This window comes from Mesorhizobium waitakense (assembly GCF_056431085.1).
The window spans coordinates 172422-189876 of record NZ_JBWKME010000013.1 but is presented as its reverse complement, the minus strand read 5'-3'; the positions used below and the strand labels follow the sequence as shown (position 1 = coordinate 189876).

General features: G+C 62.2%; 16 protein-coding genes. 6 read left to right on the top strand and 10 right to left on the bottom strand.

Annotated features, from left to right (window positions below; translation table 11 throughout):
* Positions 1–45: 45 nt before the first annotated feature.
* Entirely contained in the window at positions 46–882 is an 837-nt protein-coding gene (locus AC07FD_RS02185; RefSeq protein WP_478348495.1) for a UDP-2,3-diacylglucosamine diphosphatase, read from the bottom strand.
* Positions 883–1035: 153 nt separating this feature from the next.
* On the opposite strand from AC07FD_RS02185, the gene AC07FD_RS02180 reads away from it, so the two are divergent.
* Positions 1036–1815, top strand: coding sequence for an SDR family oxidoreductase (locus tag AC07FD_RS02180; protein WP_478348453.1), 780 nt, complete (start codon positions 1036–1038; stop codon positions 1813–1815).
* Between the two features lie 176 nt (positions 1816–1991).
* Positions 1992–4316 carry an NADP-dependent malic enzyme gene (locus AC07FD_RS02175; protein WP_095085105.1) on the top strand — a complete coding sequence of 775 codons (2325 nt, stop codon included), beginning with the start codon at positions 1992–1994 and terminating at the stop codon, positions 4314–4316.
* Here the strand turns inward: AC07FD_RS02175 and AC07FD_RS02170 are convergent, their stop codons facing one another.
* The gene (locus AC07FD_RS02170) at positions 4317–4871 is read right to left on the bottom strand and encodes a DUF1287 domain-containing protein (protein WP_478348452.1); all 555 of its coding nucleotides are present in this window, start codon (positions 4869–4871) and stop codon (positions 4317–4319) included.
* A gap of 276 nt (positions 4872–5147) precedes the next feature.
* Between AC07FD_RS02170 and AC07FD_RS02165 the strand changes: the two genes are divergently transcribed.
* Positions 5148–6356: a DUF2865 domain-containing protein gene (locus AC07FD_RS02165; RefSeq protein WP_478348451.1), complete on the top strand. Its 1209-nt coding sequence runs from the start codon at positions 5148–5150 to the stop codon at positions 6354–6356.
* Here AC07FD_RS02165 and gltX read toward each other — a convergent pair.
* The 3 genes from gltX to AC07FD_RS02150 all read right to left on the bottom strand — a co-directional run bounded on the left by gltX (position 6274) and on the right by AC07FD_RS02150 (position 11149).
* Complete coding sequence (gene gltX / locus AC07FD_RS02160; protein ID WP_478348450.1) at positions 6274–7647, bottom strand: glutamate--tRNA ligase; 1374 nt, start codon at positions 7645–7647, stop codon at positions 6274–6276. The two genes, AC07FD_RS02165 and gltX, sit on opposite strands and share 83 nt — an antisense overlap.
* A gap of 251 nt (positions 7648–7898) precedes the next feature.
* The gene (locus AC07FD_RS02155; protein WP_478348449.1) at positions 7899–9080 is read right to left on the bottom strand and encodes a hypothetical protein; all 1182 of its coding nucleotides are present in this window, start codon (positions 9078–9080) and stop codon (positions 7899–7901) included.
* A 263-nt stretch (positions 9081–9343) separates the two neighbouring features.
* Positions 9344–11149 (bottom strand): ABC transporter ATP-binding protein, encoded by a 1806-nt coding sequence (locus tag AC07FD_RS02150; protein ID WP_478348448.1) that lies wholly within the window; start codon positions 11147–11149, stop codon positions 9344–9346.
* Here AC07FD_RS02150 and AC07FD_RS02145 point away from each other — a divergent pair.
* Positions 11081–11674 carry a hypothetical protein gene (locus AC07FD_RS02145; RefSeq protein WP_478348499.1) on the top strand — a complete coding sequence of 198 codons (594 nt, stop codon included), beginning with the start codon at positions 11081–11083 and terminating at the stop codon, positions 11672–11674. The genes AC07FD_RS02150 and AC07FD_RS02145 overlap by 69 nt on opposite strands.
* Here AC07FD_RS02145 and AC07FD_RS02140 read toward each other — a convergent pair.
* Both AC07FD_RS02140 and AC07FD_RS02135 read right to left on the bottom strand, forming a co-directional pair.
* Positions 11638–13314 carry an NAD+ synthase gene (locus AC07FD_RS02140; RefSeq protein ID WP_478348447.1) on the bottom strand — a complete coding sequence of 559 codons (1677 nt, stop codon included), beginning with the start codon at positions 13312–13314 and terminating at the stop codon, positions 11638–11640. The two genes, AC07FD_RS02145 and AC07FD_RS02140, sit on opposite strands and share 37 nt — an antisense overlap.
* A 122-nt stretch (positions 13315–13436) precedes the next feature.
* The gene (locus AC07FD_RS02135) at positions 13437–14153 is read right to left on the bottom strand and encodes a DNA-3-methyladenine glycosylase I (protein WP_478348446.1); all 717 of its coding nucleotides are present in this window, start codon (positions 14151–14153) and stop codon (positions 13437–13439) included.
* Positions 14154–14345: 192 nt separating this feature from the next.
* On the opposite strand from AC07FD_RS02135, the gene AC07FD_RS02130 reads away from it, so the two are divergent.
* Positions 14346–14909, top strand: a complete 564-nt coding sequence (locus AC07FD_RS02130) for a DUF1003 domain-containing protein (RefSeq protein WP_478348445.1) — start codon at positions 14346–14348, stop codon at positions 14907–14909.
* Positions 14906–15493, top strand: a complete 588-nt coding sequence (locus AC07FD_RS02125) for a DedA family protein (RefSeq protein ID WP_478348444.1) — start codon at positions 14906–14908, stop codon at positions 15491–15493. The genes AC07FD_RS02130 and AC07FD_RS02125 overlap by 4 nt, the downstream gene beginning before the upstream one ends.
* Before the next feature lie 61 nt (positions 15494–15554).
* Here the strand turns inward: AC07FD_RS02125 and AC07FD_RS02120 are convergent, their stop codons facing one another.
* From AC07FD_RS02120 to AC07FD_RS02110, 3 genes are all read right to left on the bottom strand, one after another.
* On the bottom strand, positions 15555–16142 hold the full coding sequence (locus AC07FD_RS02120) for a hemerythrin domain-containing protein (RefSeq protein ID WP_478348443.1): 588 nt from the start codon (positions 16140–16142) through the stop codon (positions 15555–15557).
* A 102-nt stretch (positions 16143–16244) separates the two neighbouring features.
* Positions 16245–16604 carry a diacylglycerol kinase gene (locus AC07FD_RS02115; protein ID WP_478348442.1) on the bottom strand — a complete coding sequence of 120 codons (360 nt, stop codon included), beginning with the start codon at positions 16602–16604 and terminating at the stop codon, positions 16245–16247.
* Positions 16605–16685: 81 nt separating this feature from the next.
* On the bottom strand, positions 16686–17102 hold the full coding sequence (locus tag AC07FD_RS02110) for a GFA family protein (RefSeq protein WP_478348441.1): 417 nt from the start codon (positions 17100–17102) through the stop codon (positions 16686–16688).
* Positions 17103–17455 lie beyond the last annotated feature (353 nt).

Sequence of the window (17455 nt, the reverse complement as noted above, 5' to 3'; positions counted from 1 at the left end):
TCCAATAACGCTGCACTCGACTGGATGGCAACGTGTATCGATCCCTTAACATGGGCGAAAACCGGGCGAAACCGGTTGGCCTAATCGATTGATCCGCGTCAGGGCCGCCTGCCCGACCCGGTCTTCGAGGAGCAACGGGATAAACGGTTCGTCCGGTGCCTCGGGCAGCACCTGCGCCCAGGTCAGGATTTCCATCCGGCCGTCGAAATGCTCGACCACCGCCGTGCAGCTTTCCACCCAGTCGCCGGTGTTGATGTATTGGACGTCGCCAAAATTCTCGATGGCAGCGTGATGGATATGGCCGCAGATGATGCCGTCGACATGCGAGCGGCGCGCCTCTTCCGCAAGCATGGTCTGGAACGAGCCGATGAAATTCACCGCCTTCTTGACGTTGACCTTGGCCCAGGACGAGAACGACCAGTACGGCAGGCCGAGCAGTTGACGCAGCCGCGTCACCACGCGGTTGACCAGCATGGCCGCGTCATAGGCGTGGTCGCCGAGATAGGCGAGCCAGCGCGCATTGTGGACGACGGTGTCGAACTGGTCGCCGTGGATGACGAGCAGCCGCTTGCCGTCGGCGGTCTCGTGGATGGCGCGTTCGGCGACGACGATGCCGCCGAAATGCACGCCCTGGAACTGGCGCGCGAACTCGTCGTGATTGCCGGCGATGTAGGTGATGTTGGCGCCCTTGCGCGCCTTGCGCAGCAATTTCTGCACGACGTCATTGTGGCTTTGCGGCCAGTGCCAGCTCCGTCGCAGCCGCCAGCCATCGACGATATCGCCGACCAGATAGATGATGTCGGCGTCGTGATATCTAAGGAAATCGATCAGGAATTCGGCCTTGGCCGCCTTCGAGCCGAGATGAACGTCGGAAATGAACATGCTGCGGAAAGTGCGGGGCTCTTGGCCTGACATCGCGATTTCACCCTTGCTTTCGCGCAGGCTATGCCCCGATTCATGCAACAACCGTATGACGGTTGCGATTGGTCCAGCCGAAGGACTAGCTTGCCGCCGGCTCACAAGGAGAAAATCATCATGGATCTCGGCATTCGCGGAAAGAAAGCCATTGTCTGCGCTTCCAGCAAGGGGCTTGGGCGTGGCTGCGCCATGGCGCTGGCAGAAGCCGGCTGCGACATCGTCGTCAACGGCCGCAATGCGGAGCTGGTGGCCAAGACCGCAGCCGAGCTGCGCGAGCGCTATGGCGTGACGGTGACCGAAGTCGTCGGCGACGTCTCGAAGCGGGAGGTGCAGAAGGCATTGCTCGCCGCGTGCCCCGAACCCGATATCCTCGTCAACAACAATGGCGGCCCGCCGCTTCGCGATTTTCGCGCGCTTGATCGCGCGAAGATCCTTGAAGGCGTCACCCAGAACATGGTGACGCCGGTCGAGCTAGTGCAGGCCGTCATCGACGGCATGGCAGCGCGCGGCTTTGGCCGCATCGTTAACATCACCTCGCTGTCGGTCTACGTCCCCATCCCCGGCCTCGACCTGTCGTCGGGCGCGCGCGCCGGCCTGACCTCGTTCCTTGCCGGCGTGGCGCGAACGGTGATCGACCGCAACGTGACCATCAACAACATGCTGCCGGGCAAACTCGACACCGACCGGCTGCGTGGCCCGCATGACGCCGGCACACCAGAGGATCCAGCGGCGGCCGCCGCGCGCAAGACCCGCATCAGCGCCGATGTTCCGGCCAAGCGGCTCGGCACGCCGGAGGAATTCGGCCAGATCTGCGCCTTCCTGTGCTCGGTCCATGCCGGTTATCTGACCGGTCAGAACATACCGGTCGACGGCGGCCTCTATGTCAGCGCCTTTTGATCGACGCGCCCTGCACGCAGCAAGACTCATATGCGATGAAATCGGCATAAACATCTGATATAATGGTGTTTTAGACGCGCCGCCGGGTAAAGCTGCCGGCGCGTCATTTAGCGTCGCGACAAACCTTGGCCGCATGCTAAAAGGACTCTCCAGGCAGATTTCGAGGGAGCGGCCGCATGGAAGGCGAGACCAAGAAGACGGCACGTTCGGACCTCGACGAAGCCGCCCTCTACTTCCACAAGCACCCAAGGCCGGGAAAGCTCGAAATCCAGGCGACCAAGCCGCTCGGCAACCAGCGCGACCTTGCGCTCGCCTATTCGCCAGGCGTCGCCGCCCCTTGCCTGGAAATCCGCGACGATCCGGCGACCGCCGCCGACTATACGGCGCGGGCCAATCTGGTCGGCGTCGTCTCCAACGGATCGGCCGTGCTCGGCCTCGGCAATATCGGCCCGCTCGCCTCCAAGCCGGTGATGGAAGGCAAGGCTGTCCTGTTCAAGAAGTTCGCCGGCATCGACGTCTTCGACATCGAGATCGACGCGCCGGGCATTGAGCGCATGGTCGAGACAATCTCGGCGCTGGAACCGACCTTCGGCGGCATCAACCTCGAGGACATCAAGGCGCCGGAATGCTTCGAAGTGGAAGAGCAGCTGAAGGCCCGCATGGGCATTCCGGTCTTCCATGACGACCAGCACGGCACAGCCATCATCGTCGCCGCCGCCGTGCTCAACGGGCTGGAATTCGCCGGCAAGACCATTTCGGATATCAAGATCGTCACGTCGGGTGCCGGCGCGGCCGCCCTTGCCTGCCTCAATCTGCTGGTCTCGCTTGGCGCGCGGGTGGAAAACATCTGGGTCACTGACCGTTTCGGCGTCGCCTACAAGGGCCGCGTCGACGAGATGGACCGCTGGAAAGACCCCTATGTGAAGGACACCGACGCGCGCACGCTGGCTGACGTGATCCCCGGCGCCGACGTCTTCCTCGGTCTGTCGGCGGCAGGTGTGCTGAAGCCGGAACTGCTGCAGCACATGGCGCCGAAACCGCTGATCCTGGCGCTGGCCAACCCCAATCCGGAGATCATGCCGGAAGCGGCGCGCGCCGCCCGTCCCGATGCGATGATCTGCACCGGCAGGTCGGATTTTCCCAATCAGGTCAACAACGTCCTGTGTTTTCCTTACATTTTTCGCGGTGCGCTCGACTGCGGCGCCAGCGCCATCAACGAGGAGATGAAGATGGCGGCGGTGCGGGCGATTGCGGCGCTAGCCCGCGAGGAACCGTCCGATGTCGCGGCCCGCGCCTATTCCGGTGAGACGCCAATCTTCGGGCCAGACTTCCTGATCCCCTCGCCCTTCGATCCGCGCCTGATCCTGCGCATAGCCCCGGCCGTCGCCAAGGCAGCCTGCGACACTGGCGTCGCGACAAGGCCGATCACCGATTTCGCAGCCTATATCGACAAACTCAACCGCTTCGTCTTCCGCTCTGGACTGGTGATGAAGCCGGTGTTCTCGTCCGCCAAGGCATCGACCGCCAAGCGCGTCATCTATGCCGATGGCGAGGACGAGCGCGTGCTGCGCGCCGCCCAGGTGGTGCTCGAGGAAGGCATCGCCGAACCGATCCTGATCGGCCGCCCGCACGTCATCGAAGTGCGCCTGAAACGCTATGGCCTGCGTATCAAGCCCGGTGTCGACTTCGGCCTGATCAATCCGGAGGACGATCCGCGCTATCGCAACTACGTCGACCTCTTGATCGAACTCGCCGGCCGGCGCGGTGTGACGACGGAAGCCGCCCGCACCATGGTGCGTACCGACAACACGGTGATCGCCGCACTGGCGCTGAAGCGTGGCGATGCCGATGCCATGGTCTGCGGCCTCGAAGGACGCTTCGAGCGGCACCTGCGCAACGTCACCCTGATCATTGGCCCCCGCCTCGGCATCAAGGACCACGACCTTTCGACGCTTTCGATGCTGATCTCGCAGCGCGGCATCATCTTCCTGACCGACACGCATGTCTCGGTCGACCCAACCGCCGAGGAAATCGCCGAGATGACGGTGCTGGCGGCGGAAGAGATCCAGCGCTTCGGCATCGAGCCGAAGGCAGCGCTGCTGTCACATTCGGATTTCGGCTCGCGCGATTCGCCGAGCGCGCTCAAGATGCGGCAAGCGGCGGCGATCCTGGCGCGCATCGCGCCCGAACTGGAGTGCGACGGCGAGATGCATGCGGACACGGCTTTGTCCGAGCATCTGCGCCAGCGCGTTTATCCTCATTCCAGGCTGAAGGGCGAAGCCAATCTGCTAGTGTTCCCCAACCTCGATTCGGCCAACATCACGCTGTCCGCGCTCAGGACCATGATGGACGCGCTGCATGTCGGGCCGATCCTGCTCGGCACCGACATGCCGGCGCATATATTGACGCCGTCGGTTACCTCGCGCGGCGTCGTCAACATGACAGCGCTTGCCGTGGTCGAAGCCGCTCACAAGGCACAGGCGGTCGTCAATCTGGGCTGATCAGGCAGGCGCGAAGCGGAAATGCCCGGTCTGCTTAAAGGCGAACAACGTGTCGTCCTCGTGGGCGCCCTGGCCGATATTGTGGATGACCAGCGCCCTTTCCGGCACTTCCGTTGAACCATTTGATGAGACGATGGCGATATGCGGCAGGTTGCCGGGCAGCATTTGAGTAACGAGGTCGCCCGGTTGAAAGTCGACGGGATCCTGGCTGACCGGCATGGAAACACCACGCCGTCCAAAAAAGACGGCAAGGTTCTGCACCCGTCGATGGTCAATGTTGCGGTCGGGCGCTTTCAGGCCCCAAATCTTCGGATAGACCGCGAAATCAGCCAACATATCCTCATGCACCAGCCTTTGCAGGTCGAGCCCGAAGGCGCGGCGATAGGCGCGGACCACGACATCGGTACACACACCCCGCTCCGGCGCGACATCGCCACCCGGATAGGTCAAGCACATATAGGTTGGGTCGTAGAGGGTGGTAACACCGATCTGCTCACGCGCGGCGTCGACCAATCGACCGCGCCAGTCCGGCGCATCGGGCTTCTCCTGCGCCATGGCAGCGGGCGGCGCCAGGCACAAGAGAGCGAGTTGTAGCGCGGTTCGACGGGTAATCGCGGTCATGCCAAGCCTCCGGGTCGCGCTGGATTCGGGCATTTTTTCTGGGCGAATACGCCTTTTTCATGCAGCGTCGGAATCTCACGGCAGAGACTGAACCCGAACATCCGCGACGGCGCGTCTCTGGGCTAAGACCATCTTTGGTTGTAGATTGAGGAAACGATTAACCGCGAATCCGGTAGCATCGCGCAGGCAAGCAGGCGGGGTTTTCGGACTATGACGGGCGAAAGGTGGAAGCTGACGCATGTTGCTGCGCTGCTTGGCGCGCTCGTGCTTTCAGCCATCGCGGTCACCGAGCCGCAGGCCGCCTCGCGCGTCTGCCGCCAGTTGGAAGCCGATCTTGCCGCAGCGTCACGCGGCGGCGGTGGTGGCCCGGCGTTGATCCGCAAATACGACGCGGCAATCGAAAGGCAGCGCGATCAGATCTCCAGGGCCCGCAGCCAATCCAGCAGTGCCGGTTGCGGCTTTTCGCTGTTCAGCCGCAATGTCAGAGAATGCGCCGGGCTCAACGCCACCATCGATCGCATGAATGCCAATCTCGATAGCCTGCAGGCCAAGCGCGCCAAGCTCGCTAGCGGCGGCTCGCGCCGCGACCGTGGCCGCATCCTGGCGGCGCTCGAGGCCAAGGGCTGCCGCGACGACACCTTTGCACCGCGGCACGCTCCGCTGCAGGAGGCGAACCGCGAAGACGGCAACGCAAACCTGTTCGAACAGCTTTTCGGCGGCAACAGCCAGCAGCTCGATGCGCTCGATGAGCCTGACGATCCGGGCGAGGAGCGCGATGTCAGCAGCAGGGTGCTCAACCGGCCCGGCGTACCGGATTTTTCGAGCGTCGGCGGCGGCGAGTTCCACACCACATGCGTGCGCACCTGCGACGGCTATTTCTTCCCGATGTCGAATTCGGCTTCGACGAGCGATTTCGAGCGCGACCAGAAGAATTGCGAATCAAGCTGCCCTGGCACCGAGATGCAGGTTTTCTATTCGCGCGGCATCGATGACGATTCGGCTGAGATGACGTCATCGGTCACCGGCCGGCCCTACAGCGAATTGCCGACCGCCTATCTCTACAAGCAGTCCAACATGCCGCGGCCGCCGGCTTGCGGCTGCAACGCCGCGCAGAATTTCCAGGTCATCGCCGGCAACCCGCCGAATCCTGAGCAGTCCCAGCCCGAAACGGACGCGACACCGTCCATTCCGGTTCCGGCTACCAAGCCCGATCCGGGTACCGATCCGGAGACCCTGGCCAATGTGGAGGGCGGACTCGACCGCGAGGCGATCAAGCGGCTTTCCGCCAAGCCGGTGACGTCGCCGGTGTCCGCCTTGCCACCGGACCAGCGCAAGGTCAGGGTCGTCGGGCCAACGTTCCTTCCCGACCCATCAGCGGCAATAGATCTGCAAGCTCCGGCCCCGAAGGCAGTCCGGTAAGCGCGAGCCTGAGCGGCATGAACAGCGCCTTGCCCTTGCGGCCGGTTGCTTCCCTGATCTTGCCCGTCCACTCTTTCCAGACTGTCCCGTTCCAGGGTTCCTCCGGCAGCAGGTCGAACGCTTGACCCAGGAAATCGCGGTCGTCATCGGAAAATTCCGGCCTCTCCTGCGGGCCCTCGCGCAAGGTGCGCCACCAGCTTGTCGCATCGGCCAGCCTGTCGAGATTGCCGCGCACCGCAAGCCAGAACGGCTCGGCCTGGTCACCCGAGACGCCGAGCACGATCAGCCGGTCTTGTGCCTCGGAGAACGGCATATGGTGCAACAGCGCCCGGTTGAGCACGAAGAGCTCGTCAGGATCGAACTTGGCCGCGGATTTCGATGTCGCCGCCGGATCGAAGCGTTCGGCGAGTTCGGCCATCGTTGGCACAGCCGCGACATTCTCCGAGGTGCCGACCAGCACCGCGAGCGAAGCGACGGCCATCGGCTCGATGCCGTCCTCGCGCAGGCTTTCGATGGAGAGCGCGCCGGTGCGTTTCGACAACCCCTCGCCCGATGCCGTGGTCAAAAGGTTGTGGTGGCCAAACACCGGCGGCTCGGCAGCCAGCGCCTGGAACAGGGCGATCTGCACGCCGGTGTTGGTGACGTGGTCGTCGCCGCGGATGACATGGCTGACGCCCATCTCGATGTCGTCGACCACCGAAGGCAGCGTATAGAGATAGGTGCCGTCCTCGCGCACCAGAACCGGGTCGGAAAGTGAGGCAAGGTCGACGGTTTCCTCGCCGCGCACCAGATCGTTCCAGTGAATTTCGGTACGTTCGGGTTGCAGTGGATCGCCTGAGAAATTGGGCAAAAGGAAGCGCCAGTGCGGGCGGCGCCCATCGGCCTGGTATTCGGCGATCTGCTCCGGCGAAAGCGCCAGCGCCTCGCGGCCATAGACTGGCGGCAGGCCGCGCGTGCGGCGCACCTTGCGCCTGAGGTCGAGCTCCTCCGGCGTCTCGTAGCAGGCGTAGAGAACGCCGGCCGCCTTCAGCCTTTCGACCGCCGCGTCATAGACCTCGAAACGCCGCGATTGGTATTCGGTGGCATCCGGGAAAATGCCGAGCCAATGCAAATCGTAGAGGATGGCGTCGGAGAATTCCTGCTTCGAGCGGGCAATGTCGGTGTCGTCGAAACGCTGGATAAAGCGGCCCCTGTTGTTCATGGCAAACAGCCAGTTGAACAGGGCGGTGCGCGCATTGCCGATATGAATGCGGCCGGTTGGCGACGGGGCGAAACGAACAGTAACTGTCATGAGCGGGGCGTACCGGATGCTTTTGTGATTGACAAGACGCGCCCCCGCGCGGTGCGGCAGACATAGAACAGGACACGCGCAATGAAAAGACCGGGGCGGCGTGCGCCTCAGGCGGGGTGCGCCATGACCGAGCGCCCGCAGATGGAGTCGACGCGGGTCGAGATCAATGATGCCGCTCGGTCCTGCCGCCCGGGTCAACTCATAGCGGGCCGAGACTTGGGTGCTGGCGCCGACGAACAGGTCGAACGTGATCAGCGGCCGAAGTCATCGGAACTGAGGCGGGTCCAGCGGTCGCCCATCAACCCACCGATAAAGATGTCGCCGGAGCGGACCGCTTCCGTGACACCAGCGATTCGCGAGCGAACCATTGTCCCGCCGGCATAGCGGAAGAAGACATTCTTGTAGCCGAAGAGTTGGGGCATGAATCTGCTCTGTGTCTGCCCGGTGATGCCCGCGCAGCCCATATCCCACGCGGCCGCGATAAGGCCATCCAGCGTCGCGCCCCAGTGGAATCCCGAAGCCTGGATTTGCAACAGGTTCGCGATGCCGCCGGCTTGACCGTAGAAGGCGTAGCAACCGAGCATCTTGCCCGTTTCGTCGTAAGTCCCGCCGAAATGAAGTGGCCCGTCGGCCCGCTTCTCGGCCGCCAGCGCGAGCAGCCGTGTCAGCTCGCCATCCCTCCAACTCGGCCGAAGCGAGTAATCGGACAGGAGGGTCGGCGGCCGCTCGGCAAATTGCGCGGCATCGATCGGCTCACGGTGGACACGATGCGACGACGAAAGCGGGACGGGGTGCTCGAACCTTCCTTTAGCGAGAACATCGAATGCTCTCGCGCAGGGATCGGTCGCCAAGCGAGGCAGGCCAGGCCATTTACGGTGCAGTGCGGCGGCGGCCATAGCGGCCGGCCGGAAAACACAGGTCCATCCCAGACAATGCACCGGCAGCAGCTGATACTTCATCGGGCGCGCGAAGGGCAAAGATGTCCGGTTGGCCGAATCGGTCAGCTGCAGATCGAATTCGCCTTGATTCAAGGCACGCAGCAATTGCGGTCCGGCCGAGCCGTGATCGGTGCCGGGGTCGGCCATGAGCGGGCCGATGATCGCCGCATTCAATGCCGTTCCGTTGAGCTCGTAGCGGGCTTTCAGGACGCCGAGGAACCCACCCAGACGTCCTTGCGGGTTGATCTGGACCAGAGCGTTGCTCTCACCGGGCTGGCCGGCAGGCCCAAGATAAATCGTTCTCATATATTCGGCCGTCTCCGCGATCGCGCGATCGAGGAGGTGGCGTCGCCGCTGGCGAAACTTCGCCAGGAAGAGTGCGGCGACGCTCTCGAGATCTTCGGCAGCGAGCGGCCGAACCGAGCCGTGCTGAGTTTCCAGCACCGACGGTGCAGCCACTTTTTCCGAACCCGTATTTGCGGAAACAAGATGCATCGTGAAGCCTATCTGCCGCAGAGCGAAATCTTGGGCAGGTTAGTCGGATTCCAGGATATGCATAGACCGTCCCTGGGTTGCCTAGAGCAGGCTTATACCAACCAGTAGTAGAAACAACGTAAACAAGACGTCTCAAAACTCAGGATCTGGAACGCCCTGGATATGCTTCGCGTCACTCCAACCGACTGACGAAAGCCCGCTCTATTGGAACCGCGATGGAGCCCGACAGGTGGCCTCCGGCCAAAGCCGGAGGCCACTTCAGATCAGATGACCAGTCCCTTGGTCAGTTCGAGCGCCTGACGCTCGAACAGCCGGCGGTAGATGCCGCCCTTCAGCCGGATCAACCCGTCATGCGAGCCTTCCTCGACGATCTTGCCGCGATCGAAGACCAGCAGCCTGTCCAGCGCCCGCACCGTCGAAAGCCGGTGCGCGATGACCAGCGTCGTGCGCCCGACCATCAGCCGTTCCATCGCCTGCTGGATCAGGACCTCCGATTCCGAATCGAGGCTCGATGTCGCCTCGTCCAGGATCAGGATGCGCGCATCGGCAAGGAAAGCGCGCGCAATCGCCACGCGCTGACGCTCGCCGCCCGACAGTTTCACACCGCGTTCGCCGACCAGCGTGCCGTAGCCCTTCGGCAGGTTGGCGATGAAGTCGTGCGCGCTCGCCAGCCGCGCCGCGTGCTCGATCTCATCCTGCGTCGCTGTCGGCCGGGCATAGGCAATGTTCTCGGCCAGCGACCGGTGGAACAGGATCGGTTCCTGCTGGACGATGGCGATCTGCCCGCGCAGCGACGCTTGCGCCACCTGCGCGATGTCCTGGCCGTCGACTAGGATTTTTCCCGCATTGACGTCATATAGCCGCTGGATCAGCTTGACGAAAGTCGTCTTGCCCGAACCCGAATGGCCGACGAGCCCGACACGTTCGCCTGGCGCGATATCGACCGAAAAGTCGCGATAAAGCGGCGATCGGTGGTTGCCGTAGTGAAAGGTGACGTTGTCGAAGCGGATAGCCCCCTGCTTGATCCGGATCGGCTTGGCGCCGGGCCAGTCCTCGATGCCGAGCGGTTCGGACTGGAACTCGACCAGCTCCTCCATGTCGTTGATCGAACGCTGCAGGTTGCGGATATGGGTGCCGATATCTCTGAGATATCCCTGCAGCACGAAGAACGACGTCAGCACGAAGGCCACGTCACCGGCGCTAGCCTGCCCCCACGACCACAGCATCAACACCAGGCCGATCACCGCGGCTCTCATGACCAGCAACAGCGCCCCTTGCGTGGTGCCGTTGATGGTGCCGCGCACCCAGGTCCGCCGCGTGCGCGCACGCCATTTGGCGACGACCCTGGCGAGGCGTCGCTCTTCGCGCTCCTCGGCGCCAAATCCCTTGACCACGGCGTTGCAGCTCACCGCGTCGGCCAGCGAGCCGCCGAGGCGCGTGTCCCAGGTGTTGGCGAGCCGTGCCGCCGGTGCGACATAGCCGAGCGACAGCATCGCCGTCACCGCGATGAACAGCACCGAGCCGGCGGCAACGACCACGCCCATCAGCGGCCAAAACCAGCCGAGCAGCAGCGTCGAGCCGACCAGCATGGCGACGGACGGCAGCAGCGCGATGAGGATCGTGTCGTTGAGCAGGTCGAGCGCCCACATGCCGCGCGTCACCTTGCGCACGGTCGAGCCGGCAAAGCTGTTGGCATGCCAGTCGGTGGAAAAGCGCTGGACGCGATGGAAGGCGTCAGCGGCGATATCGGCCATCATCTTCAGCGTCAGCTCGACGATCGCCATGAAGGCAAGGTTGCGCAGCACGACGCCGGTCAACGCCAGCGCCATCAGCATCGAGAACGCGGTCATCGCGGCATTCCAGGCAATGGCATCGGCGCCGGCGCTGCTGGCGACGGCGTCGACCAGCCGGCCTGAATAGAGCGGCGTCAAAACGTCGGCCAGCGTCGACAGCAAAAAGCCGCCCATGATGAGCGAAAGCCGCCACGGCTGACGCCGCCAATGGGTGAGCGTGAAACCAAGAACGCTGCGAAAGGCGCTCGCGCGCAAATCGATTCCAAAACGAGCCATGATGTCATTCGGGCGCAATCGAGCCCGATCCCAGTAAGGTCGAAAATTGAAGAAGCCGCGCAAGGGCTAATGATTGCCCAGAATGCGGAGTGGCATATTTGGCGTCTCGCCCGTAATCGGGCGGCGACCGGCATCGGCATAAGCCTGTGCTCAATCCGGCATCAGCGCGAGGGCAAAACCCTCGCTGAGCGCCGGATGAGACCTAGGCTTCGCGGCCTCGCATTACCATTTGAAATACTGCCATTCGGACCTCCCGCAAATGAATCGCGGAACGGCCCTTATAACGACGCCACGATGCATCGCCAAGATCGGCTCATGTCGAAAGTCTATCTGGTCCAAGCACTGAGGTTATTTTGCAACAACATCGGGCAAGCCATCGCCGCGTGTGTCATTCAGGAATGCGATCGAAACGCATGTAGCGGCCTGGATGGCCAGGTCTTGGAAATTCGCCGCGGTTTCGGTGAAGATGAACGGGTTGTCGAGCGACGTCAGCCGCGGTCTCTGAAACGGTTGGTGATGGGATAGCGGCGGTCGCGGCCAAAATTCTTCCTGGTGATCTTCACGCCTGGTGCAGCCTGCCGGCGCTTGTATTCGGCGATGTAGAGCAAGTGCTCGATGCGTGTCACTGTCGCCCGGTCGTGACCGCGTACGACAATGTCGTCGACGCCCATCTCGTTCTCGACCAGGCATTCGAGGATATCGTCCAGCACCGGATAGGGCGGCAGCGAATCCTGGTCGGTCTGGTTCTCGCGCAATTCCGCCGACGGCGCCTTGTCGATGATGTTCTTCGGGATGACCTCGCCCGAAGGCCCGAGTGCGCCCGGCGGTACGTGGCAGTTGCGCCAGCGCGACAGCGCATAGACCTGCATCTTATAGAGGTCCTTGATCGGATTGAAGCCGCCGTTCATATCGCCGTAGAGCGTGGCGTAGCCGACCGACATCTCGCTCTTGTTGCCGGTGGTGACGACCATCGATCCGAACTTGTTGGAGATCGCCATCAGGATGGTGCCGCGCGCGCGGCTCTGCAAATTCTCCTCGGTGATGCCTTCCTTGGTGCCTTCGAACATCTGCGTCAGCGTGTGCAGAAAGCCCTCGACCGGCTCGAAGATCGGCACGATGTCATAACGGCAGCCGAGTGCGCGGGCACAATCCTCGGCGTCTTTCAGCGAGTCCTTCGAGGTGTAGCGGTAGGGCATCATCACCGCGCGCAGGCGTTCCTCGCCGAGCGCATCGACGGCTAGGGCCGCGCAGATCGCCGAATCGATACCGCCGGACAGGCCGAGCACGACGTTCTTGAAACCGTTCTTGTTGACGTAGTCGCGCAAGCCAAGCATGCAGGCGCGGTAGTCGGCCTCCTCCCTGTCCGGGATCTTCGACATCGGCCCTTCCGAGCAGATCCAGCCGCCATCCGTGCGTTTCCAGGTGGTGACGTCGACCGCTTCCTCGAACTGGCTCATCTGGAAGGCCAGCGTCTTGTCGGAACCGATGGCAAACGACGCTCCGTCGAAGATCAGCTCGTCCTGGCCGCCAAGCTGGTTGGCATAGATCATCGGCAGCCCGCATTCGATGACCTGGCGGATGACGACCTGGTGGCGGACATCGATCTTGGCGCGATAATAGGGCGAGCCGTTCGGCACCAGCAGGATCTCGGCCCCGCTTTCGGCCAGCGTCTCGCAGATGCCGACATCGCCCCAGATGTCCTCGCAGATCGGAATCCCGATCCGCACGCCGCGGAAATTGACCGGCCCCTGGATCTCGGGTCCGGCCTGGAAGACACGCTTTTCGTCGAATTCGCCGTAGTTCGGCAAATCGAGCTTGTAGCGCTCGGCGATGATCTTGCCGCCATCGGCGAAGACGATCGAATTGTGCGTGCCGCTCTTGCGCTTCAGCGGCGTGCCGATGATGACGCCCGGGCCGCCATCGGCGGTATCGGCGGCAAAGTCCTGCGCCGCTTTTTCGCAGGCCTTCAGGAAGGCCGGCTTCAGCACCAGATCCTCCGGCGGATAGCCGGCGAGGAAAAGCTCTGTATAAAGCACGACATCGGCGCCCTGGCGGGCGGCATCCGCCCTTGCCTCGCGCGCCTTGGCGAGATTGCCGGATATGTCGCCAACAGTCGGATTGAGCTGGGCGACGGCGATGCGCAGGATGTCGAGCTTCTTGGTCATGTTGCTGACTTAGCGCGACAAATTTGCCCGAGCAATGGCGTTCGTTTGGACCAATCCAGACCGAATGACATATGTCATTCGTGTCCAGACCAAATGTCAGATCGTGGCTGGGCGACCGGGGATCAGTCGTCGCCCATATATTCGCGCAGCGCTTCCGGCGAATGGTTGTCGCCGATCGACATCGCCAGGATGCGCGAAATATGCCGGCGCGGCAGGCCCGTCTCCGTCGCCCACTGATTGATCTGCTTCTGGATCTTGTCGATATCCTTCTTCGAGGTCGGGCTTTCGGCGATGTCGAGGCCGGCATCGCGCAGTGCCGCACCCATATCACCCGAAATGACGAAGGCATCCCAGCCCAGCCAGCGCAGGAAATACTGGCCGGTGTTGCCGCCGAGGCGGCTGCCATGCTTGCCGAGATAGGCCATCAGCCCGACCTGATCGTCCGCAGGCCAGTCGGCAAGGAATTTGCCGAAACCGCCATATTCCTTCGACACCCGCTCGACGAAGGCAGCATTGTCGCGCACCGATTTGATCTTCTGCGGATTGCGCACGATGCGTTGGTCGGTCGTCAGATCGTGCCAGAAATCATCGGGCTGGAACAACAGCCGCTTCGGCTCGAAGTGGAGGAAGGCCTCTTCGAAGCCCGGCCATTTCTGTTCGATGACGCGCCAGACGAAACCGGCGGCAAAGACGCGCTCGGCCATAACAGACAGAATGCGATCGTCAGCGATGTCAGCCACGGCGGCATTGTCGGGCGCCGACCCCAAAAGTGACGAAAGCTCCGCCTCGCCACCCTTGCGCTTTGCCGCACGCAGGCGAATTTTCTGAAAATCGACCATCGATCCCTCGCTGTTCGCGACAATGTAACACTTCCCGTGAGGGCCGGCAGCCTCTACCTCTTAGTGCATGTCGCTCAAAAGTGGCCCCGGTTTTGAGACAACGACATGCATGAGAACAAAGAGCTACAGCGCGTCGGTTGAATCCGTTTCAACGCGACGCGCTTTAGGCAAGCCAAGACCTTGGAGACGGCCATGAACAAGACGATCGACGACCTGGCGAACCGCTGGCTCAAGCGACGGCCGGACGGCCTCAGCCAGCTCGAAAGCCGCGTGCTGCAATCGACGCTCGAACGCACCACCATCTCGCGGGACACCAACAAGGCCGTCGCCTTCCATCAGACCTTTGGCGACCGCCTTGCCGACACGATCGCCCGCATCGGCGGCTCGTGGTCCTTCATCCTGACCTTCATCGCGTTCCTGGTCGTGTGGACCGCCGGCAATGTCTGGCTCCTATCGCGCGACGCCTTCGATCCCTACCCGTTTATCTTCCTCAACCTCGTGCTGTCGATGATCGCCGCCTTGCAGGCGCCGGTGATCATGATGGCGCAGAACCGCCAGACCGAGCGCGACCGCATCGACGCCGCCCACGACTACGAGGTCAATTTGAAAGCCGAGATCGAGATCATGGCGCTGCATGAAAAGCTGGACGAACTCCGCCACGGCCAGATTCTCGGCATGCGCGACGAGATCGTGCGGCTGGCCGACCTCGTCAAGCGGATCGACGAAAGGCTCTCGCAGCAGCTGCCGTCTTCATGACCGAAACGATCCATCACCTCATCGAACAATACGGACTGCTTGCCGTCTTCCTCGGCTGTGTCGCGGAGGGTGAAAGTGCGGCCATCCTCGGTGGCTTCTTCGCGCACCAGCAAGTCTTCGTGCTGTGGCATACCGTCCTGGCGGCCGCCCTTGGCGCTTTCGTCGGCGACACCTTCTTCTTCATTCTTGGACGAAGCTTTGCCGACCATCCCTATGTCGTCAGATTGCGCAGGCGGCCTGGTTTCCGGCGGGCCTTTCGCCTGCTCAACACCCATCCCGACATCTTCGTGCTGTCGAACCGCTACGTCTACGGCATGCGCCTTGTCGGCGGCGTCGCGGCCGGTCTCTCCAACATCGCGGCGCCGCGTTTCATTATCCTCAACGCCATCTCATCGGTGATCTGGGCGGTGGTCTTCAGCACGGTTGGCTATGTCTTTGGATTGGGGGCCGAACACTTCATCGGCCAGGCGTTGATGCATCACGAGCGGTTGCTGGTTGGGCTTGGCATCGGTTTGACGGTGGCCGTGTTTGCCTGGCTGATCGCCCGCCACGTCGCGAAAAAGGAACGGACCAGGGAAAGCTGAGATATCTGGCTTCCATGCATGTCCTTGCCCCAAAGCCGCCAAGCACTTTGAGCGACATGCATCAGTCAATACCAAGCGCCACATCACCCCGATCGAGGATCAGCGGGATGATCAGATCTTCCTCGTCGGCAAGGTGCCTGATCAGCATGGCGATCAGCCCGCTGTTTTCGTCGGCATAGGCGTCGGCGGCGAAGCGCTGTCTGTCTTCGCTCTGCTGAAGCGTCTTGATGAAGGCGTTGGCTGCCTCGGCATTGCGCTCCAGCCCTTCATGGATGGTGTGATGGTCGGCATCGAGGATCTCGAAACCACGCTTCAGCCGTGTCTCCGCCTTGGCGAAGACCGGGAAATAATGATGATCCTCGACATTGTGGTGGCCATCGAGATTGCCGAGAAAATGGTTGAGGCGTGGCGCGAACCAGCGCGCGAAGTCGGGCGCCATCAGCCTGCCCTCGCGGTAGTCGCCAATGCCGTTGGTCAGCATACCGCCGAGTTCGCGGAACATGTCGTGACGCTGCAGCCACATATTGGCGACGCCGTGGATGTTGGCGTGGCCCTGCCAGTTTTCGCGCGGGTATTTCTCGGCCAGCCAGCGCAAATCGTCCGGTAGCCCTTGGCGCTCCAGAAGCAGAAGGTTTGTGACTTCAGACATGGCGGTTTCCTCGGACCATGATCCCGAAAAGTGGATACCGGTTTTCGGAATGGATCATGGTCGGGATCAGGTGGTGGTTACCGTCATGTAGGAGCTGTAACATCAGATCGGTAGCCCGGTGATGCGTTCGATGATGGCGATACCCCAGACACCGGCAACGATGATCACCGAAATCAGAACCGCCAGCGAACCACAGTCCTTGGCCAGCTGGATATCGACATTGAATTCGCGGCTGAAGGCGTCGCAGGCCGCCTCGATGCCTGTGTTCAGCACTTCGACCATGATCAGAAGCAGCACCGCTCCGATCAGCAAGGCATAGCCACGCCACGAGATCGAAACGAACCAGCCGAGCGGCAAAGCGAGCGCGAGCAACATCAGCTCCTGCTGGAAAGCCTTCTCGCTGACGGCCAGCTTGCGAAACGCCCGCACTGAATTGAAAAAAGCGTCGATCAGCCGCAGCATGCCAAACCCCTTTGCGAATCACCGGCACGGGATAATGCAATGGCTGGCCAGATCAAAGGAATAAGGCGATTTGTCCAAGATTCATTCAGCGACCGGTATGGACGGCGTCGACTTTTCAAACTGCGGCAGCCCGTCGTCGATCGAATAATAGTCGCCCTTGTCGCCGACGAAGATATGGCATTCGCCCTCAAGGCCCGTCGGCACGTCGAACGATCCCGCCATGACCGAAACGTAGCCCTGGTCCCGTGGCTTCCAGAACAGCAGAGACCCGCATGCCTTGCAAAAACCGCGCCTGGCGAAGGAAGACGCTTCGTACCAGGTGATGCTTTCGCCACCTTCGATGACGATGTCAGCGTCTGCAACATTGGTCGCGGCGTAGAAGTGTCCGCTCTGCTTCCTGCATTGCGAGCAGTGGCAATAGACGACGCCGCGCAGCGCTCCGCCGGTTCTGAAGCGCACCGCTCCGCACAGACACGATCCGCGGTGACTGTCACTCATTTCGCCCTCCTTGAAGAACCTGTGCCTGGCATCAGCTTCGTCGTCAGGATTCCAGCTTTGTGGCAGCCATACGCAAGCAAATGCGACATTTGCTGGTGTGGCGAGCCGAAATCCAGTCTGACCTTTCTGCAGCGCGCAATGCATTCAAAGCCACCAAACCTGACGTTCATCCCGGTTTGCCGGTGCGCAAATTGCTGCCTCTACAGCGCAAGAGAGAGAAAAGCCGTGGAACCTCAGCGAATTAAGGAAACTTTAGCGCTCCCGCATTTATGGTCATGGCGAGCGAATGTCGCAGGTGGGGACGCGTCTGTTCGCAAGTTGTTCTGGACTATCGGGTAGCCTTCCCCGGTTGG

Excerpts from the sequence above, each read along its gene's own strand:
- AC07FD_RS02130 (WP_478348445.1), top strand. The coding sequence starts at position 14,346 with ATGAACAAGACGATCGACGACCTGGCGAACCGCTGGCTCAAGCGACGG.
- AC07FD_RS02170 (WP_478348452.1), bottom strand. The coding sequence starts at position 4,871 with ATGGCGCAGGAGAAGCCCGATGCGCCGGACTGGCGCGGTCGATTGGTC.
- AC07FD_RS02180 (WP_478348453.1), top strand. The coding sequence starts at position 1,036 with ATGGATCTCGGCATTCGCGGAAAGAAAGCCATTGTCTGCGCTTCCAGC.
- AC07FD_RS02140 (WP_478348447.1), bottom strand. The coding sequence starts at position 13,314 with ATGACCAAGAAGCTCGACATCCTGCGCATCGCCGTCGCCCAGCTCAAT.
- AC07FD_RS02115 (WP_478348442.1), bottom strand. The coding sequence starts at position 16,604 with ATGCTGCGGCTGATCGACGCTTTTTTCAATTCAGTGCGGGCGTTTCGC.
- AC07FD_RS02155 (WP_478348449.1), bottom strand. The coding sequence starts at position 9,080 with ATGCATCTTGTTTCCGCAAATACGGGTTCGGAAAAAGTGGCTGCACCG.
- AC07FD_RS02125 (WP_478348444.1), top strand. The coding sequence starts at position 14,906 with ATGACCGAAACGATCCATCACCTCATCGAACAATACGGACTGCTTGCC.
- AC07FD_RS02120 (WP_478348443.1), bottom strand. The coding sequence starts at position 16,142 with ATGTCTGAAGTCACAAACCTTCTGCTTCTGGAGCGCCAAGGGCTACCG.
- AC07FD_RS02175 (WP_095085105.1), top strand. The coding sequence starts at position 1,992 with ATGGAAGGCGAGACCAAGAAGACGGCACGTTCGGACCTCGACGAAGCC.
- AC07FD_RS02165 (WP_478348451.1), top strand. The coding sequence starts at position 5,148 with ATGACGGGCGAAAGGTGGAAGCTGACGCATGTTGCTGCGCTGCTTGGC.
- AC07FD_RS02110 (WP_478348441.1), bottom strand. The coding sequence starts at position 17,102 with ATGAGTGACAGTCACCGCGGATCGTGTCTGTGCGGAGCGGTGCGCTTC.
- AC07FD_RS02150 (WP_478348448.1), bottom strand. The coding sequence starts at position 11,149 with ATGGCTCGTTTTGGAATCGATTTGCGCGCGAGCGCCTTTCGCAGCGTT.
- gltX (WP_478348450.1), bottom strand. The coding sequence starts at position 7,647 with ATGACAGTTACTGTTCGTTTCGCCCCGTCGCCAACCGGCCGCATTCAT.
- AC07FD_RS02185 (WP_478348495.1), bottom strand. The coding sequence starts at position 882 with ATGTTCATTTCCGACGTTCATCTCGGCTCGAAGGCGGCCAAGGCCGAA.
- AC07FD_RS02145 (WP_478348499.1), top strand. The coding sequence starts at position 11,081 with ATGGGTGAGCGTGAAACCAAGAACGCTGCGAAAGGCGCTCGCGCGCAA.
- AC07FD_RS02135 (WP_478348446.1), bottom strand. The coding sequence starts at position 14,153 with ATGGTCGATTTTCAGAAAATTCGCCTGCGTGCGGCAAAGCGCAAGGGT.